General features: G+C 72.7%; 23 protein-coding genes and 1 pseudogene. 5 read left to right on the plus strand and 19 right to left on the minus strand.

The genetic code is table 11. The features are described from left to right. Window positions 1–23 precede the first annotated feature (23 nt). Genes ACFS27_RS18705 through ACFS27_RS18715 form a run of 3 tightly spaced genes read right to left on the minus strand, consistent with a single transcriptional unit; the run spans window position 24 to window position 3,575 of the window. Entirely contained in the window at window positions 24–1,121 is a 1,098-nt protein-coding gene (locus ACFS27_RS18705; RefSeq protein ID WP_377185826.1) for a zinc-binding dehydrogenase, read from the minus strand. A gap of 20 nt (window positions 1,122–1,141) precedes the next feature. Beyond that, window positions 1,142–2,365, minus strand: coding sequence for an acetyl-CoA C-acetyltransferase (locus tag ACFS27_RS18710; protein ID WP_377185828.1), 1,224 nt, complete (start codon window positions 2,363–2,365; stop codon window positions 1,142–1,144). 10 nt (window positions 2,366–2,375) lie between these two features. Continuing rightward, window positions 2,376–3,575, minus strand: coding sequence for an acyl-CoA dehydrogenase family protein (locus ACFS27_RS18715; protein ID WP_377185830.1), 1,200 nt, complete (start codon window positions 3,573–3,575; stop codon window positions 2,376–2,378). A gap of 95 nt (window positions 3,576–3,670) precedes the next feature. On the opposite strand from ACFS27_RS18715, the gene ACFS27_RS18720 reads away from it, so the two are divergent. Further along, a complete protein-coding gene (locus ACFS27_RS18720; protein ID WP_377185832.1) occupies window positions 3,671–4,090 on the plus strand; it encodes an acyl-CoA thioesterase in 420 nt (139 codons plus the stop codon). A 152-nt stretch (window positions 4,091–4,242) separates the two neighbouring features. Here the strand turns inward: ACFS27_RS18720 and ACFS27_RS18725 are convergent, their stop codons facing one another. The 12 genes and pseudogenes from ACFS27_RS18725 to ACFS27_RS18780 all read right to left on the minus strand — a co-directional run bounded on the left by ACFS27_RS18725 (window position 4,243) and on the right by ACFS27_RS18780 (window position 16,619). After that, complete coding sequence (locus ACFS27_RS18725) at window positions 4,243–5,856, minus strand: AMP-binding protein (RefSeq protein WP_377185834.1); 1,614 nt, start codon at window positions 5,854–5,856, stop codon at window positions 4,243–4,245. Next, window positions 5,853–7,148 carry an acyl-CoA dehydrogenase family protein gene (locus ACFS27_RS18730; protein WP_377185836.1) on the minus strand — a complete coding sequence of 432 codons (1,296 nt, stop codon included), beginning with the start codon at window positions 7,146–7,148 and terminating at the stop codon, window positions 5,853–5,855. Before ACFS27_RS18730 ends, ACFS27_RS18725 begins: the two co-directional genes overlap by 4 nt. After that, a complete protein-coding gene (locus ACFS27_RS18735; protein ID WP_377185838.1) occupies window positions 7,148–8,245 on the minus strand; it encodes a phosphotransferase family protein in 1,098 nt (365 codons plus the stop codon). The genes ACFS27_RS18730 and ACFS27_RS18735 overlap by 1 nt, the downstream gene beginning before the upstream one ends. Before the next feature lie 65 nt (window positions 8,246–8,310). Next, window positions 8,311–9,609, minus strand: a complete 1,299-nt coding sequence (locus ACFS27_RS18740) for an ABC transporter substrate-binding protein (protein WP_377185840.1) — start codon at window positions 9,607–9,609, stop codon at window positions 8,311–8,313. A 5-nt stretch (window positions 9,610–9,614) separates the two neighbouring features. Further along, window positions 9,615–10,727, minus strand: a complete 1,113-nt coding sequence (locus tag ACFS27_RS18745; RefSeq protein WP_377185842.1) for a branched-chain amino acid ABC transporter permease — start codon at window positions 10,725–10,727, stop codon at window positions 9,615–9,617. Then, entirely contained in the window at window positions 10,724–11,650 is a 927-nt protein-coding gene (locus ACFS27_RS18750; RefSeq protein WP_377185844.1) for a branched-chain amino acid ABC transporter permease, read from the minus strand. Before ACFS27_RS18750 ends, ACFS27_RS18745 begins: the two co-directional genes overlap by 4 nt. Window positions 11,651–11,873: 223 nt before the next feature. Next, window positions 11,874–12,380: pseudogene (locus ACFS27_RS18755) on the minus strand (ABC transporter ATP-binding protein); the annotation flags it as partial. Beyond that, window positions 12,377–13,183, minus strand: coding sequence for an ABC transporter ATP-binding protein (locus tag ACFS27_RS18760; RefSeq protein WP_377185848.1), 807 nt, complete (start codon window positions 13,181–13,183; stop codon window positions 12,377–12,379). The gene ACFS27_RS18760 and the pseudogene ACFS27_RS18755, both read right to left, overlap by 4 nt. Before the next feature lie 171 nt (window positions 13,184–13,354). Further along, on the minus strand, window positions 13,355–14,116 hold the full coding sequence (locus tag ACFS27_RS18765) for a glucose 1-dehydrogenase (RefSeq protein WP_377185850.1): 762 nt from the start codon (window positions 14,114–14,116) through the stop codon (window positions 13,355–13,357). Further along, window positions 14,113–15,105, minus strand: a complete 993-nt coding sequence (locus ACFS27_RS18770; protein WP_377185852.1) for an NADPH:quinone oxidoreductase family protein — start codon at window positions 15,103–15,105, stop codon at window positions 14,113–14,115. The genes ACFS27_RS18765 and ACFS27_RS18770 overlap by 4 nt, the downstream gene beginning before the upstream one ends. Before the next feature lie 3 nt (window positions 15,106–15,108). Then, complete coding sequence (locus ACFS27_RS18775) at window positions 15,109–15,723, minus strand: TetR/AcrR family transcriptional regulator (RefSeq protein ID WP_377185854.1); 615 nt, start codon at window positions 15,721–15,723, stop codon at window positions 15,109–15,111. A gap of 41 nt (window positions 15,724–15,764) precedes the next feature. Then, the gene (locus tag ACFS27_RS18780; RefSeq protein WP_377185856.1) at window positions 15,765–16,619 is read right to left on the minus strand and encodes an SDR family oxidoreductase; all 855 of its coding nucleotides are present in this window, start codon (window positions 16,617–16,619) and stop codon (window positions 15,765–15,767) included. 148 nt (window positions 16,620–16,767) lie between these two features. Between ACFS27_RS18780 and ACFS27_RS18785 the strand changes: the two genes are divergently transcribed. The 3 genes from ACFS27_RS18785 (at window position 16,768) to ACFS27_RS18795 (ending at window position 18,876) form a co-directional block, all read left to right on the plus strand. After that, the gene (locus tag ACFS27_RS18785) at window positions 16,768–17,391 is read left to right on the plus strand and encodes a QsdR family transcriptional regulator (RefSeq protein ID WP_377185858.1); all 624 of its coding nucleotides are present in this window, start codon (window positions 16,768–16,770) and stop codon (window positions 17,389–17,391) included. Between the two features lie 373 nt (window positions 17,392–17,764). Continuing rightward, entirely contained in the window at window positions 17,765–18,301 is a 537-nt protein-coding gene (locus tag ACFS27_RS18790) for a YbhB/YbcL family Raf kinase inhibitor-like protein (protein WP_377185861.1), read from the plus strand. Next, on the plus strand, window positions 18,298–18,876 hold the full coding sequence (locus ACFS27_RS18795; protein ID WP_377185863.1) for a YbaK/EbsC family protein: 579 nt from the start codon (window positions 18,298–18,300) through the stop codon (window positions 18,874–18,876). Before ACFS27_RS18790 ends, ACFS27_RS18795 begins: the two co-directional genes overlap by 4 nt. Before the next feature lie 17 nt (window positions 18,877–18,893). Here ACFS27_RS18795 and ACFS27_RS18800 read toward each other — a convergent pair whose 3' ends face one another. The 3 genes from ACFS27_RS18800 to ACFS27_RS18810 all read right to left on the minus strand — a co-directional run bounded on the left by ACFS27_RS18800 (window position 18,894) and on the right by ACFS27_RS18810 (window position 23,447). Next, window positions 18,894–20,378 carry an extracellular solute-binding protein gene (locus ACFS27_RS18800; RefSeq protein ID WP_377185865.1) on the minus strand — a complete coding sequence of 495 codons (1,485 nt, stop codon included), beginning with the start codon at window positions 20,376–20,378 and terminating at the stop codon, window positions 18,894–18,896. A 1-nt stretch (window position 20,379) separates the two neighbouring features. After that, complete coding sequence (locus tag ACFS27_RS18805; protein ID WP_377185867.1) at window positions 20,380–22,362, minus strand: vWA domain-containing protein; 1,983 nt, start codon at window positions 22,360–22,362, stop codon at window positions 20,380–20,382. Between the two features lie 107 nt (window positions 22,363–22,469). Further along, window positions 22,470–23,447: a siderophore-interacting protein gene (locus tag ACFS27_RS18810; protein ID WP_377185869.1), complete on the minus strand. Its 978-nt coding sequence runs from the start codon at window positions 23,445–23,447 to the stop codon at window positions 22,470–22,472. 306 nt (window positions 23,448–23,753) lie between these two features. Between ACFS27_RS18810 and ACFS27_RS18815 the strand changes: the two genes are divergently transcribed. Further along, window positions 23,754–24,575 (plus strand): MHYT domain-containing protein, encoded by an 822-nt coding sequence (locus ACFS27_RS18815; protein WP_377185871.1) that lies wholly within the window; start codon window positions 23,754–23,756, stop codon window positions 24,573–24,575. 134 nt (window positions 24,576–24,709) lie between these two features. Here ACFS27_RS18815 and ACFS27_RS18820 read toward each other — a convergent pair whose 3' ends face one another. Beyond that, on the minus strand, window positions 24,710–25,552 hold the full coding sequence (locus ACFS27_RS18820) for a TrmH family RNA methyltransferase (protein WP_377185873.1): 843 nt from the start codon (window positions 25,550–25,552) through the stop codon (window positions 24,710–24,712). Window positions 25,553–25,571: the final 19 nt, after the last annotated feature.

The following is a 25,571-nucleotide window of genomic DNA, read 5'->3' on the forward strand; positions in this document are numbered from 1 at the left end:
TACGGGTATCTGGGAAAAGAGAGTCAGAACATCACGAGCTGCCGCAGCGCCGCCCCTGACGCGAGGCGGTCGAGCGCGGCGGGCAGGTCGTCCAGGGTGATGCGGTCGGAGACGAGCCGGTCCAGGGGCAGCCGCCCGGACCGCCACAGCTCGACGTAGCGCGGGATGTCGCGGCTGGGCACCGCCGACCCGAGGTAGGAGCCCACCACGGTGCGGGCCTCGGCGGTGAGGCTGAGCGGCGAGATGCTCGCGCGGGCGTCGGGGTGCGGCAGCCCGACGGTGACGGTGGTGCCGCCAGGGGCGGTGATCGCGTAGGCGGTCTCGAAGGCGCGGGCCGAGCCTGCGGCCTCGATCACGACGGGCGCGCGCAGCCGCTGCTCGGCAGCCTCCAGCGGCCCGACGGCGGCCGCCGCGCCCAGCTCGCGTGCCAGCTCCAGCTTGGCGGGGACTGCGTCGACGCCCACCACCTCGTGCCCCAGCGCGACGGCCACCAGGAGCGCCGCCATACCGACGCCGCCCAGGCCCACGACGGCCACGCGGTCGCCCGGCGCGGGCCGCCCCGCGTTGACGACGGCGCCACCGCCGGTCAGGACCGCGCAGCCGAGCAGGGCGGCGATGTCGGGCGGGACGTCGTCGTCGACAGGCACCACGGACGTCTCCGACACCACGGCGTGGCTGGCGAACGCGCTCACCCCGAGGTGGTGGTGCACCTCCTGCCCCTCCCGCCTCAGCCGCCGACCGCCGCCCACGAGCGTCCCTGCCCCGTTGGCCGCCGACCCCACCGAGCAGGGCAGGCGCCCGTCGGTGGCGCACTCGGCGCACTGCCCGCAGCGCGGCAGGAACGTCATCACCACCCGCTGCCCGACGGCGAGACGCGCACCGGGGCCGGTGACCTCCACGATGCCCGAGGCCTCGTGGCCGAGCAGCATCGGCACCGGCCGGACACGGTTGCCGTCCACGACCGAGAGGTCGGAGTGGCACAGCCCAGCCGCCTCGATCCGCACCAGGACCTCGCCGGCCCGTGGTGGGCCGAGCTCGAGAGGCCCGACCGTGACCGGCCGGGACTCCGCATAGGGCGCCGGGGCGTCGCAACGCTCCAGCACCGCACCGGTGATCCGCACAGCGCCTCCCTCCGGGCCCGTCAGAGCCTCTCCAGCACCATCGCCATACCCTGGCCGCCGCCCACGCACATCGTCTCAAGACCGTACTGGCCTCCGGTGTCCGCGAGCGCGTTGATCAGGGTGGAGGTGATGCGCGCCCCGGTCATCCCGAACGGGTGCCCGACGGCGATCGCGCCGCCGTTGACGTTCAGCCGCTCGTCGGGGACGCCCAGCTCGCGCGCCGAGGGGATCACCTGGGCGGCGAACGCCTCGTTGATCTCCACGAGGTCCATGTCGTCGACCGTGAGCCCGGCGCGCCGCAGCGCCTGCCGGCTGGCGTCGACGGGGCCGAGACCCATGATCTCCGGCGACAGGCCGCTGACCCCCGTGGACACGATGCGGGCAAGGGGCTGCAGGCCGAGCTCGTCCACCACCCGGCCGGAGACGATGACGAGCGCCGCGGCGCCGTCGTTCAGGGGGCAGGCGTTGCCGGCGGTGACGGTGCCGTCGGGGCGGAACACCGGCTCCAGCGTCCCGAGGGTCTCCACCGTGGTGCCGGGCCGAGGGCCGTCGTCGGCGGACACGACGGTGCCGTCAGGGAGGGTCACCGGCGTGATGTCCTTCGCCCAGAAGCCCGCGGCGATCGCGGCCTGCGCGCGCTGCTGGCTGCGGGCGGCGAACTCGTCCTGCTCGGCGCGGGTGATGCTGCGCAGGGCGGCCACGTTCTCCGCGGTCTGGCCCATGCTGATGTACGGGTCGGGCAGCGCACCCTCCAGGCGCGGGTCGGTCCACAGCCCCGTCCCGGCGGCGGCGCGCTTCTCGGTGCGGGCCAGGGCGTCGGCGAACACCGGGTTGTTCAGGTCCACGCCCGGGATGTAGTCGCTCGACCCGGTCGCCATCGAGCTGACCGACTCCACGCCCGCGGACACGAAGACGTCGCCCTCGCCCGCCTTGATGGCGTGGAACGCCATGCGGGTGGTCTGCAGGCTGGAGCTGCAGTAGCGCGTGACGGTCGCACCAGGCACGGTGTCCCAGCCGCACAGCACCGCGACGACGCGGGCCAGGTTCATGCCCTGCTTGCCTCCGGGCAGGCCGCAGCCGAGCAGCAGGTCGTCGATCCGGGCCGGGTCGAGGCCCGGCACCTGCTCGACGGCGGCGGCGACCATCCGCGCAGCGAGGTCGTCGGGACGGACGTCCTTCAGCGATCCCTTGTGCGCGCGCCCGATGGGCGAGCGGGCGGTGGCGACGATGTAGGCCTCGGTCATGTCTTCCTCCTCAGACGAACGCGGCGTGGCCGGTGATCGCGCGGCCCACGATGAGCTGGTTCATGTCCTTGGTGCCCTCGAACGTGTACACGGCCTCGGCGTCGGCGAAGAAGCGGGCCACGCCGTGGTCCAGCGTGATGCCGTTGCCGCCGCAGGCCTCGCGGCACAGCGCGACCGTCTCGCGCATGCGGGTGGTGACGAACGCCTTGGCCATCGCGGCGTGGGCATCGGTCTGGGTGCCCTTGTCCTGCAGCTGGGCCACCCGCACGCACATGGCGAAGCCCGCTGTCACGTTCGCGTACGCCGTGGCGAGCTTGTCCTGGATCAGCTGGTAGCTGGCGATGGGGTTGCCGAACTGCTCACGCTGCTTGGTGTACGTCACGGCGGCCTCGTAGGCGCCGATCATGGTGCCGAGCGCCTGCCAGGAGACGCCGTCGCGGGTGATCCGCAGCACCTTCGCCAGGTCGCGGAAGCTGTTGATGTCCTGGAGGCGGTCGGCCTCGTGCACCTCGACGTCCTCCAGCACGATGTCCGCGTTCTGCACGATGCGCAGCGACTGCTTGCGCTCGATCTTGGTGGCGGTGAAGCCCGGTGTGCCCTTGCGCACCAGGAACCCCTTGACCTGGTCGTCGGCCGTGTCCTTTGCCCAGACCACGACGACGTCGGCGAACGTGGCGTTGCCGATCCAGCGCTTGGCGCCGTTCAGCACCCAGGTGTCGCCCGTGCGGGTGGCGGTGGTGCGCAGGCCCTTGGCGGTGTCGGAGCCGGCCAGCGGCTCGGTCAGGGCGAACGCACCGATGAGGTCGCCGCTCGCCATCGGCGGGAGCCACTTCGCGCGCTGCTCCGCCGTACCGCCGACGCCGATCGACGTCATCGCCAGGCCGCCGGAGACCCCGATGAACGTGCAGAAGGACGAGTCCACGCGGGCCGTCTCCATGCCCACCCAGCCGCGGAACACGGCCGAGGTCTCGTCGCCCTGCGTCTCGGCCCAGCCCGACCCGATGGTGCCGAGCTGCGCGTAGGGCTTGAACAGGTGCACGGGGCACTCGGCGCGCTCCCAGTAGTCGTCCGCGATGGGGCGCACCTCGCGCTCCATGAACTCGCGGACCGCCAGTGCCTTCTTCTGCTCGGCCGGGGTGAGCAGGTCCTGGAACGAGTAGAAGTCGGCCTCCAGCGTGTCTGTCTGGGGCGACTCGGGTGCGAGCGTCATCGGTCCTCCGATCGTCGTTGATCTGGCAGATGTCCAGTATGCATCATTCTTGATTATGTTGCACCCCACCCTCGGTACCGGGCTACGCTGCGGTCATGGGCTATCGACACCCCTTCCCGCTGCGCTGGAACGACAACGACCAGTACGGGCACCTGAACAACACCGTCTATTACGAGGCGATGGACACGGCGGTGAACCTGTGGCTCATCCGGCACACCGGCATGGACCCGGCGGGCGACGTGATCGGGCTCGCGCGCGCCTCCTCGTGCGAGTTCCTGGCCTCGGTGTCGTTCCCGGACGAGATCGAGGTGGACGTCGCCGTCGGGCGCCTCGGGCGGACGTCGCTCACCTGGGACCTGGCGATCCTGCGCGCGGGCGCGGCCGACCGCGCGCAGCCCTACGCGACGGGCAGCTTCACGCACGTGTTCGTGGACCAGGCCGCCCGCCGGCCCGTGCCGGTGCCTGACCGGGTGCGCACTGCGGTCGAGCAGCACCTGGGCCTGCCCGGCGCCTGAGCCGAGCCGGGCGGAGATCGCGCGACGCCGGCCACAGAGCCCGCCAGGGAGAACGTTGCGCCCCGGGGTGTGCTGCCGTGCGTAGACAACGTCTACCCACGGCAACACACCTCCGGCGCGTAGGTTCTCCCCCGCTCCCGACTCCGGCACCACTACACCGCAGGGTCGGCGTGCTGCGCCGTCAGCTCGCGCTTGAGCACCTTGCCGCTCGGGCCCAGCGGCAGGTCCGCCGCCACGTGCACCACGCGCGGGTACTTGTACGCCGCGACGTGCTCCTTCATGTAGGCGACCACGGCGTCCGGGTCGACGTCGGCCCCGTGGGACGGCACGACGGCGGCGTGCACCTCCTGCCCGCGCCGGGCGTCGGGCACCCCGAACACCGCGGCCATGGCGACGCCGGGGTAGCGGGCCAGCACCGCCTCGACCTCCGTGGGATACACGTTGTAGCCGTTGCGGATGATCATGTCCTTCGTGCGGTCCACGATCGTGACGATGCCGTCGGCATCGACCGTCCCGAGGTCGCCCGTGCGGAACCAGCCGTCCACGACGGCCTCCGCCGTGGCGTCCGGCCGGCCCAGGTACCCCTTCATGAGGTTGTGCCCGCGCACCACGATCTCGCCGAGCCCGCTCGGTAGCAGCTCGACCCGGTCCTGCACCTCGGCGACCGCCACGGCGACGTCGACGCCCCACATGGAGCGGCCCACCGTCCCGGGCCGGATGGGCTCCGAGGTGACGTTGAAGGTGCACGACGGCGACGTCTCCGTCAGCCCGTACCCCTCGTGCACCTGGGCGCCGTACGCCTCCTCGAACGCCTCGAGCAGCGCCACCGGAAGGGCAGCGCCGCCGGACACGGCGTATCGCAACGGCGGCCGGGCCGGGGACCGCCGCGCCGCCTCGACCATGCCGGCGAAGTTGGTCGGCACCGCCGTGAACACGGTGGCGCCGTGGGCGACCAGCAGCTCGAGGGCCTCGTCGGGGTCGAACCTCGGCAGCAGCACGATGGACGCACCGCGCCGGAAGGCCATGTTCAGCACCGCCATCTGGCCGAACGAGTGGAAGAACGGCAGGCCGCCGTACACCACGTCGTCGGGCCGCAGGTCGAACGAGTCGATCAGGGAGCAGTGCACCTGCTCGACCATCGCCAGGTGCGACCCCACCGCGCCCTTGGGGGTGCCCGTGGTGCCGCTCGTGTACAGGATCGTGGCTGCGGCCAGCGGGTTGGTGCCCACGTGCCGCTCGATCGGGACAGCCGCTGCCGCCTCTTCCTCCAGCCGCGCCACCTCGGTCCCCTGCGCGGCGAGCTGCTGCTTGACGGCGTCAGGCACCAGGACCGTGAGCATCGGCACCCCGGCCCGCGCGGCCGCCGGCGCGGCCTCCGCGAGCATCGGCGCGGCGACCACGACGACGTCGGCCCTCGCGTCGGTCAGGACGAACTCGATCTCGTCGGTGCGGAACAGCAGGTGCACGGGGACCACGACGGCGCCGAGCGCGAGCGTGGCGTAGTAGACGCGTGCGAAGTCGGGGACGTTCGGCACGATCATCGCCACGCGCGAGCCCTGACCGATCCCGCGGGCCGCGAGCGCCCCGGCGTAGGCGCGGGTCTGGTCCCAGAGGTCGCCGTAGGTGGTGGCCTGGCCCATGAACCAGAGGGCGGGGCGCTCGGGGTGCCGGCGGGCGGTCTCGGCGAGGATGCTCGCGATCGAGAGGGTGCCGTAGCCGGGGCCGTCGACGGCGGGGTCCGTGCGGGTGTCGGGTGCGTGCGTCATGTCGGGTCTCCTTCCAGAGGGGTGTGCGGGGCGGTGCGCTCCGACGAGGTGGTGGCCGAGGTCAGGTACGGCGCCCGGCGGCGGAGCTCGGCCCGGCCGAGCGAGGCCAGGTGCACCTCGTCGGGCCCGTCGGCCAGGCGGAGCGTGCGGACGCCCGCGGAGAGCTCGGCCAGTGGGTGGTCGCCGGAGACCCCCGCGGCGCCGAAGACCTGGACGGCGCGGTCCAGGATCTGCCCGACGGCACGGGGTACCGCGATCTTGATGGCCTGGATCTCGGTCATGGCGGCCTTGTTGCCGACGGTGTCCATGAGCCAGGCGGTCTTGAGCACGAGCAGGCGCAGGGACTCGATCTCGATGCGCGAGGTGGCGAGCCACTCGCGCACGACGCCCTGGTCGGCGAGCGGGGTGCCGAACGCGACGCGTCGGGTGGCGCGTTCGCGCACGAGGTCCATGGCGCGCTCGGCGGTGCCGAGCGCGCGCATGCAGTGGTGGATGCGCCCCGGCCCGAGGCGGGCCTGCGCCATGGCGAACCCCTCGCCCTCGCCGCCGAGCAGGCTGGTTGCGGGGACGCGGACGTCGTCGAAGCGGATCTCGGCGTGGCCGCCGTGGTCGCGGTCGTCGTAGCCGAAGACGGTCAGGCCGCGCACGACCGTCACCCCGGGGGTGTCACGAGGCACGAGCACCATGGACTGCTGGCGGTGCCGCGCTGCCCCGGGGTCGGTCTTGCCCATCACGATCAGCAGGCCGCAGTCGGGGTTCATCGCGCCGGTGGCGAACCACTTGCGGCCGGTGATGACGTACTCGTCGCCGTCGCGCACGATGCGGGTGGCGATGTTCGTGGCGTCCGACGACGCGACGGCTGGCTCGGTCATGCAGAACGCCGACCGCAGGGTGCCGTCCAGCAGCGGGCCGAGCCACCGCTCGCGCTGCTCGGGCGTGGCGAAGTGCGCGAGCAGCTCCATGTTGCCGGTGTCGGGGGCGGCGCAGTTCATGGCGACGGGCGCGAGCTTCGGGCTGTACCCGGTGAGCTCGGCCACGGGGGCGTACTGCAGGTTGGTCAGGCCTCCGCTGTGCTCGCCCACCGGCCCCCCAGGGGGCAGGAACAGGTTCCACAGCCCGCGCTCGCGCGCGGTGGCCTGCAGGTGGTGCACGACGGGCCGGAAGGTCCAGTCGCCGGGCGTGGCGGCGAGCTGTTCGGCGAGCACGGGTTCGGCGGGCAGCACCTCGTCCGTCACGAGGTCCCGGACCCGCCGGGTGATGCGCTGCGTGGTGGTGTCGGGGGCGAAGTCCATCAGGCTCCTCCTGGTGTCGTGGTGGCGGTCCTGGGCGGGGAGTCGGCGAGCCGGTCCAGCCCTTCGGCGGCCAGCGGTTCCACCAGCTCCCCGATCCGGTCGAACCCGTCGCCGACGGTCTGGCCGCCGGTGAACCGGTAGTGGATGCCCTCGAGGATGACCGCGAGCTTGAAGCAGGCGAACGCCCGGTACCAGGACAGGTCCGGCACGGCGATCCCGGCGCGTGCGGCATAGGCGTCGATCACCTCGCCGAAGTCCGGATAGCCGGCGCCGGGCAGGATCGCCCCGGGCACGACGTCGACGCCCGACGTCGTGGTCAGCTCCCGGATGTGCCAGTACATGCCGAGCATGCCGAGGTCCACGAGCGGGTCGCCGAGCGTCGCCATCTCCCAGTCCAGCACCGCCGCGACGTGCGGGGCGTCGGGCGGGCCGGCCACCAGCACGTTGTCGAGCCGGTAGTCGCCGTGCACGATGCCGGTGCGCGCGCCGTCGTCGGGCACAGCGGCCTCCAGCCGCTCCTGGAGCGTGTCCAGGAGCGGCTGGGGCCGCGACCGGGAGGCGTCGTACTGGCGCCGCCAGGTCGTCATCTGGCGGGCCAGGTACCCGGCGGGCCGGCCGAAGTCGGCAAGGCCCACCGACCCGGGGTCGGTGGCGTGCAGGTCCGCGAGGACCTCGGCCAGCTCGACGCCGAGCCGGCCGAGCCCCTGACGGGTCCAGGCCGCGTTGTGCTCGGGGCGGGCCAGGACCGTGCCCGCCACGTGCTCCATGACGAAGAACACCGTGCCCGTGACCTCGGCCCGTCCGGTGTCGTCCACCACCGCGACGGTGCGTGGCACGGGGACCGTCCCCGCCAGGGCGGTGATGACCCGGTGCTCGCGGCGCATGTCGTGCGCGCTCGACAGCACGTGCCCCAGCGGCGGGCGCCGCACCACCAACGGCAGCGCGGCGCCGTCGACCCGGTAGGTGAGGTTGCTGCGCCCGCCGGCGATCAGGCTCGCGGACAGTCCGGCGCCGGTCGGGTCGACCAGCTCCGGGTGCTCCCGGGCCAGCCAGGTGGCCAGGCCCGCGACGTCCAGACCGGGTAGTTCGTGCGTCATGGTTCCCCTCTCGTGCGCCCGAGGTCCTCGTGCGCGATGTTTCTGGTGCCCCCTGCTGCGCGGGGTCATTCGGTCGCCGGGATGCCTTCGTTCTCGAGCGGCGTCTGCTCCGGCTCGACGGGGGCGGCACCCGTCTCGGACACCTCGTAGGCGTCGTCGGTGAAGTCCTGCACGCCGTCGGCCACCACGGCGATCCGGACGGTGCGGTGCGCGAAGTGGTCGTCCGCGGAGTAGGTCAGCGGCGCGATGCCGTTGCCCTTCAGGTCGCCGGACTCCACCGCCGCCACGATCGACTCCCTCGTCGGGTTCTCGCCCGCGGCGGCCAGCGCCTCGGCGAACTGGTAGCCCACACTCATGCCGTACGTCGTGTTGCCCGTGTAGGGCGCGCCGTCGTTGTACTCCTCGTTGATCTCGGTGAAGAGCTCGTACCACTGGGACGACGGGCTGTTGGGCAGGTAGTTGACCGAGACCAGGCCCTCCAGCGCCGGTGTGCCCTCCTCGCCGAGGTACTCCACGAGCGTCGGGTAGTCGGCGCCCGATGAGGAGACGTGCCACTTCGGGAACCACTCCATCTGCGCGGCGGTGCCAACGGCCAGCGCCGTGAAGCCGTTGATGGTGCCGAGCACGTTGTGCGTGCAGCCGGCCTCCTTCATGGCGCCGAGCTGTGCCGTGACGTCCTGGTCCGCGGTCGAGTAGGTCTGGTTGGTCGCGACCTCGCCCTCGCCGACCACGAGCTCGACGCCCTCCAGGATGCCCTCGCCGAAGTCGTCGTCCTGGCCCAGCACGCAGACGACGGCGTCCGGGTCGGTGTCCAGCGCGTGCTGTGCCAGCGCCGCCCCCTCGGTCACGTAGTCGGCGTTGAAGCCGAACGTGTTCGGGTACTTGTCCGGCTGGTTCCACGTCAGGGAGCCCGAGGCGACGAACAGGTCGGGCACGCCGTTCTGGTCCAGGTAGTCGAGCACGCTGGAGTGCGTGGGGGTGCCGAGTCCGTTGACGATCGCGAAGACCTCGTCCTCCTGGACCAGCTCACGCACCACCGTCTGGGTGTTGGCCGGGTTGTAGCCGTCGTCCTTGACGACGTACTCGATCTCGCGGCCGTGGATGCCGCCGTTGGCGTTGACATGCTCGAAGTAGGCAGCGGTGGCCGCCGAGATGGACGCGAACCCGGCCGCGGCCGGGCCCGTGAGCGGCTGGTGGGTGCCGATGACCACCTTGTCGTCGGTGACTCCCGGCACGTCGGCGGCCGCGGGGGTGGAGCAGGCGGACAGGGCCGTCGCGGCGGCCAGGCCGAGGACGGCCGCCGTGCCGGCCGGCCGTGTCGTGGATCGTGTCGTGGATCGTGTCGTGGATCGTGTGGTGCGCATTCCGATCACCTCTCTGTGTTCTGGGAAGGCTGCGTGCTCGGGGAAAGCTGCGTGCTCTGGAGAAGCTTCTTGGTGGGGAAGAGTCGGGCCAGCCCGCCGGGCCACAGCACCGTGACGACGATGACGACCACGCCGAACAGGACGATCTCGAGGTTGCCCTGCAACCGGTGGCCGAGGTCGGCGGGCAGCCCGGCGGTGGCCTGGTCGACCACCCAGGGCAGCAGCGTCACGAGCACCGCGCCGATCGCGGCACCGCCGAGCGAGCCGAGCCCACCCAGGACCGCCGCCACGACGAGCAGCAGCGAGAACCCGAGCCCGTACGCCCCGGGGCTGACCTGCTGCGTGACGATCGCGAGCACCGCGCCGCCCAGGCCCGCGGCGAGCGAGCTCACCACGAACGCGCCGGTCTTGACCCGGCCGGGGTCGACACCGGCGAGGCGGGACGCCGTCTCGTCGTCGTGCACCGCACGCATGCGCAGGCCGGCGCGCCCCGCGCGCAGGGCGACCAGGGGTGTGACCGCGCAGGCGGTCACGAGGATCGCGAGCCAGGCGTGCCACTGCTCCACCGCGATGAGGGCGGCCAGTGCACCGGGGACGGGGACGAACGGGGCGCTGATCCCCTGCGCCCCCGACAGCCCGGGGATCGTGCTCGCGGCGGACGGCAGCGCGATCACCAGGGCGAGCGTCAGACCCGCGAGGTAGGGGCCGCGCAGCCGGGCCGCCGCGAGCCCGAGGAGCAGGCCGAGCACCCCCGAGACCACCAGCGCCCCGGCCACCCCGGCGAGCAGGGGCAGCAGCCAGCCGGCGACGCCGTCGGCCACCTCTCCCGCGGCGCCGGCCAGCGTGCCCGCCACCCAGGTGGCGGTCAGGGCGTACCCGTACCCGCCGGCGGCCATCAGCACCGCGTGCCCGAGGGAGAGCTGCCCGGTGAGACCGACCAGGAGGGTGAGGCCTGCGACGGCCGCGAACACGCCGGCGGAGGTCGCGAGCTGGTAGTTGCGGTAGGGGTCGATCAGGAAGGTGGCGCCCAGCGCCAGCAGGGTGAGCAGGCCGGCGCGCAGCAGGAGCTTCGTGCCCCGGGAGCTCACGCCGTGGGTCCTCAGGTCGCGGGTCCTCATGCCGTCCGCGCCTCCCTCGCCGCGAAGAGCCCGTGCGGCCGCACCAGCAGCACGACCGTGAGCAGGGCGAGCACCGCGAGCGGCGCCGTCGCCGCCGACGCGTACCCGGTCACCAGGCTCGCCAGCACGCCCACCACCAGCCCCGCGACCAGCGCCCCGACGGGCGAGTCGAGCCCGCCGATGACGGCGGCGGCGAAGGCGTTGACGAACAGCACGTCGGCGGCGTGCGGGTCCAGGCCGAGCCCCGTGGGCACCAGCAGCAGGGCCGCGAGCGCCGCGGTGGCGATCGAGAGCATCCAGCCGAGGGTGACCATGCGGGGCACGCGGATGCCGAGCAGCCGTGAGGTCTCGGGGGCGAAGGCGGCGGCCCGCAGCTGGAGGCCGACGGAGGTGTGGTTGAACAGGACCGCGAGAGAGCCCATGACGACGGCGGCCACGACCAGCACGAACAGGTCGTAGGGGCTGAGCACGTTGATCCCGGCGACCTCGAAGGGTCGCTGGGAGAACGGTGCGTGCACGGGCCGGTGGTCCGGCCCGAAGGTGATGGCGAGCCCGGCCTGGAGCACCATGACCAGCCCGATGGCCACGATGATGCCGGGCAGCGGGTTGTCCTGGGGCACGAGGCGCAGGAGCCGTCGTTCGACGACGGCGCCCAGCAGCGCCCCGACGGCCACCGCGGCGGCCAGCCCGAGCCAGTACGACCCGCTGGCCGAGGTCACCGCGAACGCGACGTACACGGGCACGATCGCCATCGCCGCCTGGGCGAAGTTCACTGCCCGCGCGGCCCGGTAGACGATCACGAGCGACAGCGCGAAGAGCGCGAGGACGGCGCCGCGCGCCAGCCCGGTCGACAGGAGGAACACGAGTCTTTCCACGGCGGGACCTATCTGGGTGGCCGCCTCGGTCGCCATGTGGGGAGCCATGTCAGAACCCGAGGTAGGCGTGGCGGAGGGCGGGGTCGGCGGCCAGCGCGGCTGCCGGACGGTCGGCGACGACCTCCCCGAGGGACAGGACGACGCCGCGGTCGGCGACCGACAGCGCGCCCGTGACGTTCTGCTCGGCCAGGAGCACGGTGAGGCCGGTGGCCTCCGCCTGGTCGCGGAGCACGCCGAGCAGCTGGGCCACGACGAGCGGCGCCAGCCCGAGGGACGGCTCGTCGAGCAGGAGCACGTCGGGCTCGCCGACCAGGGCCCGGGCGAGCGCGAGCATCTGCCGCTCGCCCCCGGACAGCGTGTGGCCGGCGGCGTCGCGGCGCCGGGCCAGCGGTTCGAACAGCTCGTACATCTGCCCGACGGCGGCCTCGCGCGCCGGACCCTTGCGCTTCCGCCCCGACACCCACAGGGCGCCGAGCCGGAGGTTCTCCGCGACGGTCAGCTCGACGACGATGCTGCGCCCCTCGGGCACCAGGGCCAGGCCGTGCCGGACGCGCTCCTCGGTGCTGACTGCCGTGAGGTCGGCTCCGTCGAGCAGCACGCGGCCCTCGCGGGCGGGCACCAGGCCCACCAGGGCGCGGAGCAGGGTCGTCTTGCCTGCACCGTTGGCCCCGAGCAGCGCGACGACGGCGCCGTCGGGCACCTCGAGGTCCAGACCGGCCAGGACGGGGGCGCCGTCGCCGTAGCCGACGATGAGCCGCTCGACGGTCAGGGTGCTCATGAGCCCTCCCCGGTGGTCGCGCCCTTGTCGCTGGTCGAGCCGGTCGAGACCCGAGACGCCGGCACGCCGAGGTAGGCCTGCTCGACGGCCGGGTCCCTGCGGACCGTTTCCGGCGTCCCGCACGCGATGACGTGCCCGAAGTCGAGCACCACCACACGGTCGGCCACATCCATCACGAAGTCGACGTGGTGCTCGACGAGCAGCACGGCGCACCCGCCGTCGGACACGGTGCGCACGGTCTGCGCGAGCTGGTCGATGTCGGCGGCGCCGAGCCCGCCCGCTGGCTCGTCCAGCAGCACGAGCCGCGGCCGGGTGACCAGGGCGCGGGCCAGCGCCACGCGCTTGCGCTCGGGGTAGGGCAGCGTCCCGGCGGGTGCGGCGGCCGCCGCGTTCAGGCCCAGTGCGGCGAGTACCTCGTGGGCCGCCGCCAGGTCGTCCGCGGCGGTGCGGCGGCCGGTGCTGGTGAGCGGCACGAGCACGTTCTCCAGCACGGTGAGGCGGTCGAACAGCCCCAGGCCCTGCAGGGTCCGGGAGACCCCGGCCCCCAGCAGCCCGGTCGCCGACGACGGCGCGGGCGCCCCACCCACGCGGATCTCGCCCCGCCGGGTGCGCACCAGCCCGCACACGGCGTTGAAGACCGTGGTCTTGCCGGCGCCGTTCGGGCCGATGAGCGCGACGGTCTCGCCGTCGCCCACGGTGAAGGACACGTCGTCCAGGGCGGTCAGGCCCCCGAACGTCACGGTCAGCCCCGAGACCTCCAGCCGGGGTGGGCTGTCTTCTGCATTGTCTGGCGTCATCGTCATCGGCACCTCTTCGTGTCGGACCGGTTGCGGCACTGCAACGTGCCGGAACTCTATCTGAAAAACCGACCGGCCGGTATGTTCGCCGCACATGCATGTACCCGTGCACACCGGCCGGCCCGTCCTTGCCCAACCACATCCCGCCCGCGCCCACACCACACCCGGCCCCGCGTCTCAGCCGCGGTGCGGGATCCCGCTGGTCATACCGCCGTCCACCACGATCTCCTGACCGGAGATCCACGCCGACGCGTCGCTCGCGAGGAACAGGATCGTCCCGGCGAGGTCGTCGGGCACGCCCGGCCGGCCGAGCGGGATCACCAGGGCGTCGGGGTCGATCTTCACGCTCATCTCGGTGAGGATCAGGCCGGGATGCACCGAGTTCACCCGGATCCCGTCCTTGCCCAGCTCGACGGCGAGCGACTTGGTCAGGCCCCGCACCGCGAACTTGGAGGCCGTGTAGCCGTGCAGGCTCCAGCTGCCGCGCAGTCCCTCGACCGAGGAGATGTTGATGATCGAGCCGCGCCCGGCCGCCTTCATCGTGGGCACCACCGCCCGGCAGCCCAGGAACACACCCGTCGCGTTGACCGCCATCACGGCGTTCCACTTGGCGAGCGTGAAGTGCTCGATCGGGGCCGCGTTCGCGATGCCCGCGTTGTTGACCAGCACGTCGACACCGCCGAGCTCGTCGACCACCTGACCGACCACCCGGTCCCACGCCTCCTCCTCGGTCACGTCCAGGTGCAGGAACCGGGCCCGCTCCCCCAGTGCGTCGGCCAGCGCCTGCCCCTCGGCGTCCAGGACGTCGGTGACCACAACGCTCGCCCCGGCGTCGTGCAGGATGCGCACGTACGCCTCGCCGATACCGCGCGCCCCGCCCGTCACGAGCGCCACGCGCCCGGTCAGGTCGTGCAGCGCTGCGACGCTCGGCCCGGTCATGCCGCCACCCGGACCACGAGCCGGCCCGTCGTCGCGCCGCCGGCCAGCCGCGCCACCGCTGCGGGCGCCTGGTCGAACCCGACGACGTCGCTCAGCACCGGGCGCAGCACGCCCGAGGCGGCGAGCTTGTCCAGCTCGGCGTGCGCGGCGTCCACGAGGTCGGGCCGGCGCTTCTGGTACAGCGCCCAGTGCAGGCCGAGCACGCTGTAGTTCTTCACCAGCGCGTGGTCGGCCCGGACCGTGGGCTGCTGCCCGCTCGCGAACCCGACCACGACGATCCGGCCCTCGAACCCGATGCAGCGGGTCGAGCGCTCGAACGAGTCGCCGCCCACCGGGTCGAACACCACGTCGACGCCGGGCTTGCGCAGCTCGGCGACCCAGTCGTCGTCGCGCAGGAACACCTGGTCCGCGCCCGCGGCGCGAGCCGCCGCCACCTTCGCCTCGCTGCCCACCACGCCGACCACGCGCGCCCCGGCGGCCCGGCCGAGCTGGCACGCGGCGGTGCCGACGCCGCCAGCGGCGGCATGCACCAGCAGCGTCTGGCCGGCCTGCAGCCCGCCGCGCCGGTGCAGCCCGAACCACGCGGTCTGGTACGCGATCGTGAGGGCAGCGGCCTGCGCGTCGTCCAGGGCCGACGGCGCCGGGTGCACCGCCTCGACCGGCACCGTCGCGTACTGCGCCAGCACCCCGATCTTCGAGCCGACGACGCGGTCGCCGACCCGCACCCGGTCCCCCTCGTCCACGCCGGCACCGAGCGCGACGACGTCGCCGCACAGCTCGATCCCCGGCACGAAGGGCAGCTCCGGCCGCTCCTGGTACTCGCCGCGGGCCAGCAGGACGTCGGGGAAGTTCACCGCCACCGCCCGCACGCGCAGCAGCACCTCGCCCGGACCGGGCTGTGGCACCGGCACCTCGTGCAGCTCCATCACCTGCTCGGGCTCCCCGTGGGAGACCACCCGCCACGCCTTCATCGCCGTGGGTACGCTCACGTGTCAGTCCTTTCCTGAGTCCTCTGATGCCGCTGCCCTGATGCCGCGCAGGAACAGCTCGGTGAGCTGCTCCGCCACCTGGCCGGCCGTCAGCGGCCCCGCGGGCGAGTACCACTGGGACAGGTAGTGCACGTCGGAGAAGAAGTGCGCGATGAGCATCGCGGTGGGCACGTCGTCGCGGAACACGCCCTCCTCGATACCGCGCCGGAGCAGCGCCTCGAACTCCTCGTGGTACGCGCGCCGGCGCCGCTTGACCTCCGCCTGACGTTCCGGCATGAGCATGTGCTGGCTGCGCGTGAAGACGGTGCCCTCGGGCAGGAACTCGATGGACGTCGAGATCACGTCCACGCAGACCGCCCGCAGCACGTCCTCGACACCGTCGCCCCGCTCGGCGCCCGTCGCCACGATCTCGTCGAGGTGCGCCTTCTGCAGCGACAGCAGCCGGTCGTAGATCGCGAACAGCAGGTCGTCCTTGGAGGCGAAGTAGTGGTACATCGCCCCCTTGGTGACGCCGGCCGCCGCGACAATCTCCTGGACGCTCGTGGTCGCGTACCCCCGCGTGGAGAAGAGGTCGAGAGCGGCTCGGAGGACCTGGTCCTGGACGTTCATGGTGCGCATGGGCTCATCCTTCACCGTCGCCACCACATTCACCGGCCGGCTCACAGGGCGGTCCGCACGCTCGCGCCGCCGTCGACCAGGAGGGTCTGGCCGGTGACCCACGCGGCGTCGTCGGACAGGAGGAAGGCGGCGGGTCCCGCGACGTCGTCGGGGACCCCGAGCCGGCGCAGCGGGTAGGCGGCGGACGCCTCCTCCTCGCGGCCCTCGTAGAGGGCGCGGGCCAGCCGCGTCTTGACTACCGCGGGTGCGAGCGCGTTGACGCGCGTCGTCGGGGCGAGCTCGTCGGCGAGCTGGACCGTGAGGTTGATGAGGGCCGCCTTGGAGACGCCGTAGAAGGCGATGTTCGGGCCCGACGCCGTGCCGGCCACGGACGCCATGTTCACGATCGAGCGGAGCGGGCTCCCGGCAGGCGCTGAGTCGTCTGCGGCCGCTGAGCCGTCTGCGGCCGCCGCCCCTGCGGCCGCGGCGACCGCCTCCCGGGTCCACTCCAGGGCCGCGATCACGTTCACCTCGAGGATCTTGCGGGCCACGCCTGTGTCGAGCTCGGCGAGCGGCCCGTAGGCGGGGTTGATCCCGGCATTGTTCACGAGGTGGTCGAGGCGCCCGAAGCGCTCGATCGCCTGCCCGATGGCGTCCGCGCGGTGCCCGGCGTCGTCCGCCTTGCCCGCGACGCCCAGGGCGTGACCCGGGCCGAGCTCGGCGACCGCCTCCTTCAGGGTCTCGGCGGAGCGTCCGGTGATCACCACCCGGCCGCCCTCGGCCACGATGCGACGGGCGATCGCGAGGCCTATTCCTCTGCTCGCGCCCGTGACGAGGGCGACCCTGCCCTCGAACCGGGGCCCGGCCCTTGGCCCGGTCCTGGACTCGGCCCTGCCGGCGACGACGTTGTCAGCCACGCATTCCTCCGTACCGTCTGGTCGGTTTGTGGAGGCACCGTAGCACGGCCGCGCCGCGCCGGGTAGAGTGCGAACTTCTGCAGATGCCCCGTATGCATCATTCTGCATATTGTTGCACCGGGCGTCGGGTAACGGTTGGATGGCCGCCATGACAACGACGTCGATAGCGACCGTCGGCCTGGAAGCCGCGCCGAGCCGCCTCTCCGCTCGGCTGGCCACGCGACCCGAGGCGCAGCGCGTGCTGGACCTCGCGCGCGACACCTTCATCGAGGGCTACCGCATCGACATGGGCCCACTGGCCGCGCAGCTCGGCGTCGACCGGACGTCGGTCTTCCGCTGGGTCGGCAACCGGGACGCGCTGCTCAGCGAGGTGCTGTGGTCGCTCGCCGTACCGACGCTCGTGCAGGCAGAGCGCGCGACCGAACACCTGACCGGCGCCGAACGGCTCGCCGACCTGCTGACCACCTTCGCGCACGACCTCATCGTGGCCGACTACTTCCGCGCGTTCCTGCGCCGCGAGCCTGCCCGGTCCCTGCGGCTGCTCACCACCGCCGACAGCCCCATCCAGCAGCGGTTCGTGGCCACCGTCGAGTGGCTGGTGGTCCGCGACCTCGGCGAGCGGCCGTTCGGCGGCACCATCACGCCGGAGGAGCTCGCGTACCTGCTGGTGCGGGTGTCGGAGTCGCTCACCTATGCGGACCTCATCACCGGCGACGAGCCCAGCCCGGAACGGGCACGGACGGCGTTCCGCCACCTGCTCCGGGTGGACTGAGCGGGTCGGGGTGAGCGGGGCGCGGTGCGAGGCGAGGTGAGCTGAACAGGCACCGAGCAGGGCACGCATCGGCGAAGCCCGGACCCCGGCTGGCCAACGGCCTCCGAACCGCAACCCAAGCGTCGACCGGCGGACAGCACGACGCCGAACCGCAACTCCCACGTCACCGTGGGCGTCGACACGCAAGACAGGTGTCGATCACGGCCCGGATCGACCCTCATCTTGCGGGTCGGCCACGCAAGCCACGTGCAACGTGCGGCTCGGCACTCCAGGAAGCACCCGAAGACCACCAACTTGCGGCTCGGCCGGCACGCTCGAGATCCACCCGGCCGGGTCGCTGGCACCAGCCGCGGCGATTCGGCAGAGTGGGGTCATGGACTTCACTCGCCCCTACCCGCCGGACCCGTACACGCTGCTGCCCGCCCCAGCGGCCTTCTCGCTGACGAGCAGCAACCTGACCGACGGCGAGCGCATGCCGGACGCGCACGCCGCGCACGACCAGAACATCTCCCCCGCGCTCGAGTGGAGCGGATTCCCCGAGGGCACCAAGTCGTTCGTCGTGACGTGCTACGACCCCGACGCTCCGACGCCGATGGGCTACCAGCACTGGACCGTCGTCGACATCCCGGCCTCCGTTACCTCACTCGACACGGGAGCGGGAACTCCTGATGGATCGGGTCTGCCCGCCGGCGCGTTCCACACCCACAGCGACGGCCACACGCCGGGCTTCGAGGGCGCAGGCCCGCCGCCCGGCGATCACCCGCACCGGTACATCTTCGCCGTGCACGCCCTGGACGTGGATCCCGGCGAGCTGGGCCTCGGCCCGGACAACTCCAACGCGCAGGTGGCGTTCAACGTGTACTTCCACCTGCTGGGGCGCGCCACGCTCACGGCGACCTACAGCCGATGAGCGGGAACGCCACCCTGCCCACGCTGGGCGACCTCGTCTGGGTGCCCGCGCTGGAGCACCCGGAGCTCCTCGCCGAGCCGGTGCTCGCCGCCCTGACCGCCTGGGCCGACGCCGACCCGCGGGTCGCCGGCCTTGTGGCCGTCACCGAGATCGACCCGGAGCACGCCGAGACGGCCACGCTCAACGAGCTGCACGACCTGCCGCCGGAGGCGTCGGCCAACTGCGTGCTCGTCGCGGGCAAGCGGGGCGAGGACGAGCGCGTCGCGGCCTGCGTCGTGCCGGCCAGCACGTTCGCCGACGTCAACAAGCGGGTGCGCAAGCTGCTCGACGTCCGCAAGGCGTCGTTCCTTCCGATGGACCGCGCGGTGGCCGACTCGGGCATGGAGTACGGCGGCATCACACCCGTCGGGCTGCCGGAGGGCTACCGCGTGCTGGTCGACGCCCGGTTCGCCGAGGAGGGCACGATGGCGCTCATGGGTTCAGGGGTACGCCGGTCCAAGCTCCTCATGCCCGGACCGCTGCTCTGCGAGATGCCGGGCGTCGAGGTGACGCAGGACCTGGGCACCTCCCGCTGACCCCCGTGGTCGTGGACCTACTGGGGGATCTTGCCGTCCATCGCCGCGTTCATGCGTTCGGCGAACTCGGCGCCGTCGAACGAACCACCGCCCTTCGCGGACCCGGAGCGTGTCAGGACGGCCCGGACGTACCGGCGGAACTCCTCGCTGAGCTCGACGTAGTGCTGCAGGCGCGGGCGGGGCGACGCCCCGTCGAGCGCCAGCCGCAACGCGTCGTTCGCCTTGCGCTCGGGGTCGTTGGTGCCGTCGACGCCCTTCCCCGTCGCGTAGTCCACGAGGGCTGAGGCCAGGTCGTCGGTCACCGGTTCCAGCGCCCAGGGCGCCTCGGCGTCGCGGTAGGGCGCCTCACGGCTCGCGGCGAACCCCCCGCGCTCGAAGATGAGCTGGTGGCTGCGCTCGTTCGTGAGGAACTCGGCGAGACGCCGGGCTGCCACCGGGTACCTGGACGCGGCGGCCACGGCGAGACTCTGCCCGCCGAGCACTCCTCCACCGGGCACCGGCATGAACCCGACCCGGAACGGCGCCGAGTCCTTGCCGCGCAGGAGGCGCAGCGCCCTCGGCCAGTGCCGCAGGAAGACCGCGCGCCCGCCGGCGAAGGCGGCCAGCGAGCCCTGCTCGTCGAACGCGAGCGACGCCGCTGTGCCGCTCGGGCCGTCCGACGGCGGGCGCAGGCGCTCCGCCAGGCTCTCGAGCGCCGTCTCGATCCGGTCGACGTGCTCGAAGACCGGTCGCCCCGTCTCGTCCACCGAGACGGCACGAGACCCCAGGAGGATCTCCCAGAGGTTGACCGTGAAGCCCTCGTAGTCGGCCAGCTGCAGGGCGATCGCCGTGTCCACGATCGGGCGGTTCACGCCGAGGTCGCCGCCGACCTCGGCGAAGACGTCGTGCGCGAACGTGTCCAGGCCGTCCCAGCCGCCCTGCACGGGGATCGGGTCCGCGCGGGGCACCTCCTCGCCCTTGCGCCGGTAGTACTCGCCGATCAGGTCGAGGTTGCAGTACAGCAGGCCGACGTCGGAGTTGAACGGCAGCGCGTACGCAGCCCCCTCCCAGGTCCCGGCCGCCCAGGGCTCACCGAGGAACCCGTCGCCCGTCGCGCCGTCGAGCTCCCGGAGGTACCCGCTCTGCGCGAACTGCGGCACCCACGGGATGTCCAGGTTGTAGATGTCATAGCCGGGTTCGCCGGCCTGCGCGGCGGACAGCATGGTGCTGTAGGCGCGGTCCGCGTTGCTCGACACCTCGACGATCCGCGCGGGGTGCGCCTCGTGCACCCGGTTCCAGAGGTCCACGAGCAGACGGCGCTGCCCGCCGTCGGTCTCGTCGCGACCGCTGAGGATCGTGAGCTGGTCCCCCGCCGCGAACCGTTCCAGGTCGGCGGTCCCGCCGAACAGCTGCTCCAGCCCGAGCGGCAGGCCGGCGCCGGCCAGGAGCCCCACCGCACCGCCGACGACGAAGCCGCGCCGGGTGATGCTGCCGTGCGCACCGTCTGCTGCCCCACCGGTCACGTCACCGACCCCCCAGCTGCCCGAACAGGCTGCCCAGCGTGCTCTCCAGCTCGCCGAACGAGCTGTCCCAGCACTCGCCGTCCCACTCTGCCGCGATCTCCCGCAGGTCGCTCACCTGGCACGACGCCTCGCCCACCGCCACGACGTAGACCCGGACCCCCGCGGCCGCCTCCACGCGGGCCGCTGCCACCAGGTCCTGCGCCGACAGCTCCGAGCCAGGTCCCGTGCCCGGCCGGTTCTCCCCGTCGGTCAGGACGATCAGCGCGGTCAGGTGCCTCCGGGACGCACCGTCGGGGTCCAGGCCGACCAGGTGGGACGTGCCTGCGTCCACCGCGTCGTAGAGGGGGGTGCGCCCGTCGGGCTCCAGCTCGCGCAGGAGGGCCGGCGCCTCCCGCTCGGCCACGTCGCTCGCGGTCAGGTCCAGCACCGGCCGTGGGCTGGACCCGGCGTCGCCGGAGAAGGACCAGATGCCCACCTCGTCGGACCCGCTGAGATGCGTGAGCGCTCCCAGCACGCCGCGCTCGGCGACGTTGATGCGCTGCCGGTCGCCGTCCGCCGGCCTGCCCATGGAGGCCGACGAGTCCACCAGGACCAGGACCCGCGCCGGCCGCCGGGCGTCGTGGTACAGGTCTTCGGTCGCACCCACGCGCGTCGGCGCCACGACATCCGCCCCCGGTTCGGCCGGTGGGGCGTCCTCGAGACCTGGCAACGGTCCGTCCGGCCCCGACGGCGGCCGTCCGTCCGTGCCACGCACCCGCGCCTCCTGGACGAGGGCCTCCTGTCCCGCGCTCGTCCCGAGCCACTCGACGAAGGCCGTCGCCGCGTCGGTCCTGCGCTGGGACGGCCTTGCGTCGGTCCAGGCCAGCCGCACCGCCCGGTAGTCGAGGCCGAGGGCGGACCCAGGGTAGAACGGCACCAGGGCTGCATCGCCGCCCCCGCCGACCGTGACGGGGCAGGCCGCACGGCGGTCGATCATCGCGCGCTCGCTGGTCAGTACCGCCACCTGAGGCGACTCTTTCCCGGACAGCTCGTCCAGCCGGCACAGCAGCGCGCCGTCGCTCCCGAGCGGCAGGCCCACCCGCTCGAGGGCGTGGCCGAGGTCGAGCTCCAGGGCCTCGTGCGTCTCGGGCTCGGACCCTGCGTAGAGCCGCTCGGTGTGCAGCGCCGCGGCGAAGGACGTGTCCGGGTTGGCCCGCACCGCGTCCAGGCCCGCCGTACCGGCCGCCGCCATCAGCTCTGGGATCGTGTCGCCCGACGCCGCCGTCGCACGCAGGGCCTCGGCATGCGGCTCCGGCACCGCGACGACCAGGGGCGAACCGGCCACGAGCACCGGGGTGGAGATCGTGAAGCCGGCGCCCGTTCCGCGGGGCGCCACCAGCTCGGCCTGGACACCGGACTCCGCGAGCCACACGTCCGGCCGAGGACCGAGGTCGAACGAGGCCGCGCCGTCCCCGCCCGCGGCTCCCCAGCCCGACTCCAACGCCGTGCGCAGCGCCGGCCACCCCATGCCGAACGTGGTCACGTGGTACCGGGGGCAGGAGAAGGCCGTGACCGAGTCCCGCTCGAAGGCGTCGGCCACCGCCGTGAAGCCGGCGGCACCGTCCTCCGGGACCATGACGGCCACCTCGGTCGGGTCCTCGCAGGACCGGGCGGACTCCAGAGCCACCGCGGCGCCCGTCGAGCCGGCCAGGCCCACCACCGTCACCACGAGGACGACCAGCCGGTGGTTCCGTGCCCAGCTCCAGGCCGCCCTGAACCAGCGCGCATAGGTCCGCAGCCGGACGAGAGCCGCCAGCCCGGCCAGGAACAGCCCGACGGTGGCCACCAGGAGGACGATCTGGGTGCCGCGGTCGACGACACTCATCGCGGCGGCACAGATCCCGGCGGCCGTACCGAGCACCACGACCACCGTCGTCCGGTGGTCCCCCCACCACGGCCGGGTCCCACTGTCCCGGCGCTCGTTCTGCTCTGCAGGCTGCCCCATCGCACCCATACGTCCTCCCGAACGTCAGGGTCCGATATTTACCACATTGACCTCGGGTTTTGCGGGTCGAACGCAATATCGGTCTGCGACGTCGGGAGCCGCCGTGCTCAGTTCTCCGAGCGGCCCTTGCGCCAGTAGCCCATGAACGCCACGGACTTACGGTCCACCTGGCACTCGTTCACGAGATAGCGGCGCAGCGTCTTGATGACGCCGGCCTCGCCGGCGAGCCACGCGTACAGCACGGTCTCCTGTGCCAGGGGGCGGCCCGCCTCGTCGACCGGCACCTCCCAGAGGATCCCGGTGTCGATGTCGACGTCGTCCGCCTCGCCCGACAGGTCCACGCCTGCGGCGGTGAGGGCGGGCGCGCTGTCCGACGACGGCCGCACGCCCATCGCGAGCAGCCGGTCCGCGGCCTCCTGGACCGCGGGGACCAGCACGTCGCCGTGCTCACGCCCGTCGCGGGCCAGCCAGTGCACGCGCACGCCGTCGGGGGCGCCGAGCTGCCAGCCGTCCTCGGGGTGCGGCACCTCGAGGAAGATCTCGCCGACGGCGTCGGCGGGCAGGGACTCGCAGATCGCGGCGATGGCCGGCACAGCGGTCTCGTCACCGGCCAACAGCAGCGCGTGGCTGGACGACGGCGGAGCGAACTCCACACCACCGTGGATGCCGTCGTACTCGGCGTTGGGTCCCATGATGACCAGCGGGTCGCCGGCGACGGCGTTCAGGGCCCAGCGCGAGGCCGGGCCGGTGTCCCCGTGCATGACGACGTCGACGTCGACCTCGCGCAGGTCCTGGCGCACGGTGCGGACCGTGTAGGTACGCATCGGGTTGCGCTGCTCGTCCGGGAGCGCGCGCCAGGTGGCGTACCAGTTGGGGTCGTCGCGGCGCAGACCGTCCCAGCCGCCGCCAGGTGCGGGGAGGAGCAGCTTGATGCGCTGGTCGCGGCCGTTGTCCGCGAACTTGTCCAGGTCCGGCCCGCGGAACGTGAAGCGGACGAAGGACGGGCACAGGCGCGTCACACGCGCTACCTCGACGTCGAACATTCGCGAGGGCTTGGCTTCGAGCCCCTCGGTCTGGGTGGTCACGACGGTGAGCCTAACCTAACTTTGTGCCCCCTGTGCCACCCCTCCGGACCGTGACCCTGGTCACTCCACGCACGTCCAGCCGTCACTATCACAGACGGGCAACGGAGGGGAAACAGGACGTCGAGGTTCCGAAAAGATCACCCCTCTGTGCGTGTAATTAACCCTGTACAAAGGGTGCATCTTGCCTCTCGGCACCCTTTACTAGGTAGCGATCGGCCTAGGCAACGATCTTGCCCCCACGCCGTCGCCGTTCGCCGCCCGCGGCAGGCCGCACGCCTACCTCGTACTCGCTGGAGAGCTCCCACCATGATCGACCACTTCGCGCTGGGCTGGGTCACGCCCATCATCTCGTTCCTGCTCTCGTGCGCAGGCTGCGCCGTCGGCCTGACCTGCACCGCCCGGGCACGCGTCTCCCACGGCCTCGCGAGCACCGCATGGCTCGCCCTCGGCGCCGTCTCCATCGGCGGCACCGGCATCTGGGTCATGCACTTCGTCGCCATGCTCGGGTTCCACGTGCGGGGCACCGAGACGCGCTTCGACGTCCCGCTGACGGTCGCCAGCGGCCTGCTCGCCATCGCCGTCGTGGGACTCGGCCTTTTCATCGTCCGCGCGGCGGGCGTCGGGCCCTTCGCGCTCGTGGGCGGCGGCACCGTCACCGGCCTCGGCATCTCGGCCATGCACTACCTGGGCATGCGTGCGGTGCACGTCGGCGTCGAGATCACCTACGACCTGCCGACCGTGCTCATGTCGGTCATCATCGGCATCGTCGCGGCGACGGCGGGCCTCTGGCTCTCGGCCAAGGTGCACAACTTCGCCGGGGGCGCCGGCGCCATGCTCGTCATGGGGGTCGCCGTCTCCGGCATGCACTACACCGGCATGGCCGCCATGCGGGCGGAGGTCGTCACCGGCACCGTCATCATTCCGGACGCCGGCGTGTCCGTCGCCGCGCTGCTCGGCCCGCTGATCATCGGCGTCACCATCAGCACGATCCTGCTGCTCCTGGTGGTCGGCCTGGCGCCCAGCGCGGCGGAGCTCGAGGCGCAGGAGAAGTTCAGGGGCTGGCAGGGCCGGCAGGAGGAGATCGAGCGCGAGGCCGCCGAGCCCCGGCGCCGGTCCCAGCTGCTCTGACCTGACGTCGGGCCACGCCATCTTCCGCGGGCCACGCCATCTTCTGCGCACCACGCCATCCTCCGCGGAATCCGCCCGGATCCGTGGATCATGGCGTCCCTCGCGGAGGATGGCGTGCCCGGTATGGGGCCAGCTCAGCTGTCGCCGGCCGGCACCCGTGTGGCCCAGGCGGCGACCGCCACGGCCGAGGCGACGTTGAGGGAGTCGACACCCCCGGACATCGGGATCCGCACGGTCATGTCGCACTCCGCGATCGTCCGGGCCTTCAGGCCGTCGCCCTCCGTGCCGAGCACCAGCGCGAGCCTGTCGGGCGGGTCGGCCACCAGATCGTCCAACGAGATCGAGTCATCCTCCAGCGCGAGCGCCGCCACCTTGAACCCATGCTCGTGCAAGGTCTGGATTCCGCTGGGCCACGGGTCGATCCGCGTCCACGGGATCTGGAAGACGGTGCCCATGGAGACCCTCACCGCTCGCCGATAGAGCGGGTCCGCGCAGCTCGGGGTGAACAGCACGGCATCCACCCCGAGGGCCGCGCACGCGCGCATCCCTGCACCGACGTTCGTGTGGTCGACGATGTCCTCGAGGATGACGACCCGGCGAGCCCCCGCTCCCCCGCGCGCGCCGGTGAGCAGCTCGTCCACCCCGGGCAGCGGCGGTCTGTGCATGGCCGCCATGGCGCCGCGGTGCAGGTTGAAGCCGGTGATCTCCTTGAGCAGCGGTTCCTCGGCGACGTAGACGGGCGCACCCGTGCCGGCGATCAGGTCGGTCATCGAGTCCAGCCACTTCGGCGCCATGAGGAACGACCGCGGCCGGTGACCGGCCGCCAGCGCCCGCCGGATCACCGTCGAGCTCTCCGCGATGTACAAGCCTTTGGCCGGCTCGTGCTTGGAGCGCAGGACGACGTCCGTGAGGTTGTTGTAGTCGGCGAGGCGCTCGTCGGCGGGGTCGTCCACACGGACGAGGTCGAGGGTGGTCACCGACCCATTCTCCCTGCCC

The organism is Promicromonospora vindobonensis (genome assembly GCF_042685865.1).
GTDB lineage: Bacteria > Actinomycetota > Actinomycetes > Actinomycetales > Cellulomonadaceae > Promicromonospora > Promicromonospora vindobonensis.

Coding starts and splice junctions, on each gene's coding strand:
- ACFS27_RS18710 (WP_377185828.1), bottom strand. CDS start 2,365: ATGACCGAGGCCTACATCGTCGCCACCGCCCGCTCGCCCATCGGGCGC.
- ACFS27_RS18715 (WP_377185830.1), bottom strand. CDS start 3,575: ATGACGCTCGCACCCGAGTCGCCCCAGACAGACACGCTGGAGGCCGAC.
- ACFS27_RS18720 (WP_377185832.1), top strand. CDS start 3,671: ATGGGCTATCGACACCCCTTCCCGCTGCGCTGGAACGACAACGACCAG.
- ACFS27_RS18725 (WP_377185834.1), bottom strand. CDS start 5,856: ATGACGCACGCACCCGACACCCGCACGGACCCCGCCGTCGACGGCCCC.
- ACFS27_RS18730 (WP_377185836.1), bottom strand. CDS start 7,148: ATGGACTTCGCCCCCGACACCACCACGCAGCGCATCACCCGGCGGGTC.
- ACFS27_RS18735 (WP_377185838.1), bottom strand. CDS start 8,245: ATGACGCACGAACTACCCGGTCTGGACGTCGCGGGCCTGGCCACCTGG.
- ACFS27_RS18740 (WP_377185840.1), bottom strand. CDS start 9,609: ATGCGCACCACACGATCCACGACACGATCCACGACACGATCCACGACA.
- ACFS27_RS18745 (WP_377185842.1), bottom strand. CDS start 10,727: ATGAGGACCCGCGACCTGAGGACCCACGGCGTGAGCTCCCGGGGCACG.
- ACFS27_RS18750 (WP_377185844.1), bottom strand. CDS start 11,650: ATGGCTCCCCACATGGCGACCGAGGCGGCCACCCAGATAGGTCCCGCC.
- ACFS27_RS18760 (WP_377185848.1), bottom strand. CDS start 13,183: ATGACGATGACGCCAGACAATGCAGAAGACAGCCCACCCCGGCTGGAG.
- ACFS27_RS18765 (WP_377185850.1), bottom strand. CDS start 14,116: ATGACCGGGCCGAGCGTCGCAGCGCTGCACGACCTGACCGGGCGCGTG.
- ACFS27_RS18775 (WP_377185854.1), bottom strand. CDS start 15,723: ATGCGCACCATGAACGTCCAGGACCAGGTCCTCCGAGCCGCTCTCGAC.
- ACFS27_RS18785 (WP_377185858.1), top strand. CDS start 16,768: ATGACAACGACGTCGATAGCGACCGTCGGCCTGGAAGCCGCGCCGAGC.
- ACFS27_RS18790 (WP_377185861.1), top strand. CDS start 17,765: ATGGACTTCACTCGCCCCTACCCGCCGGACCCGTACACGCTGCTGCCC.
- ACFS27_RS18795 (WP_377185863.1), top strand. CDS start 18,298: ATGAGCGGGAACGCCACCCTGCCCACGCTGGGCGACCTCGTCTGGGTG.
- ACFS27_RS18805 (WP_377185867.1), bottom strand. CDS start 22,362: ATGGGGCAGCCTGCAGAGCAGAACGAGCGCCGGGACAGTGGGACCCGG.
- ACFS27_RS18815 (WP_377185871.1), top strand. CDS start 23,754: ATGATCGACCACTTCGCGCTGGGCTGGGTCACGCCCATCATCTCGTTC.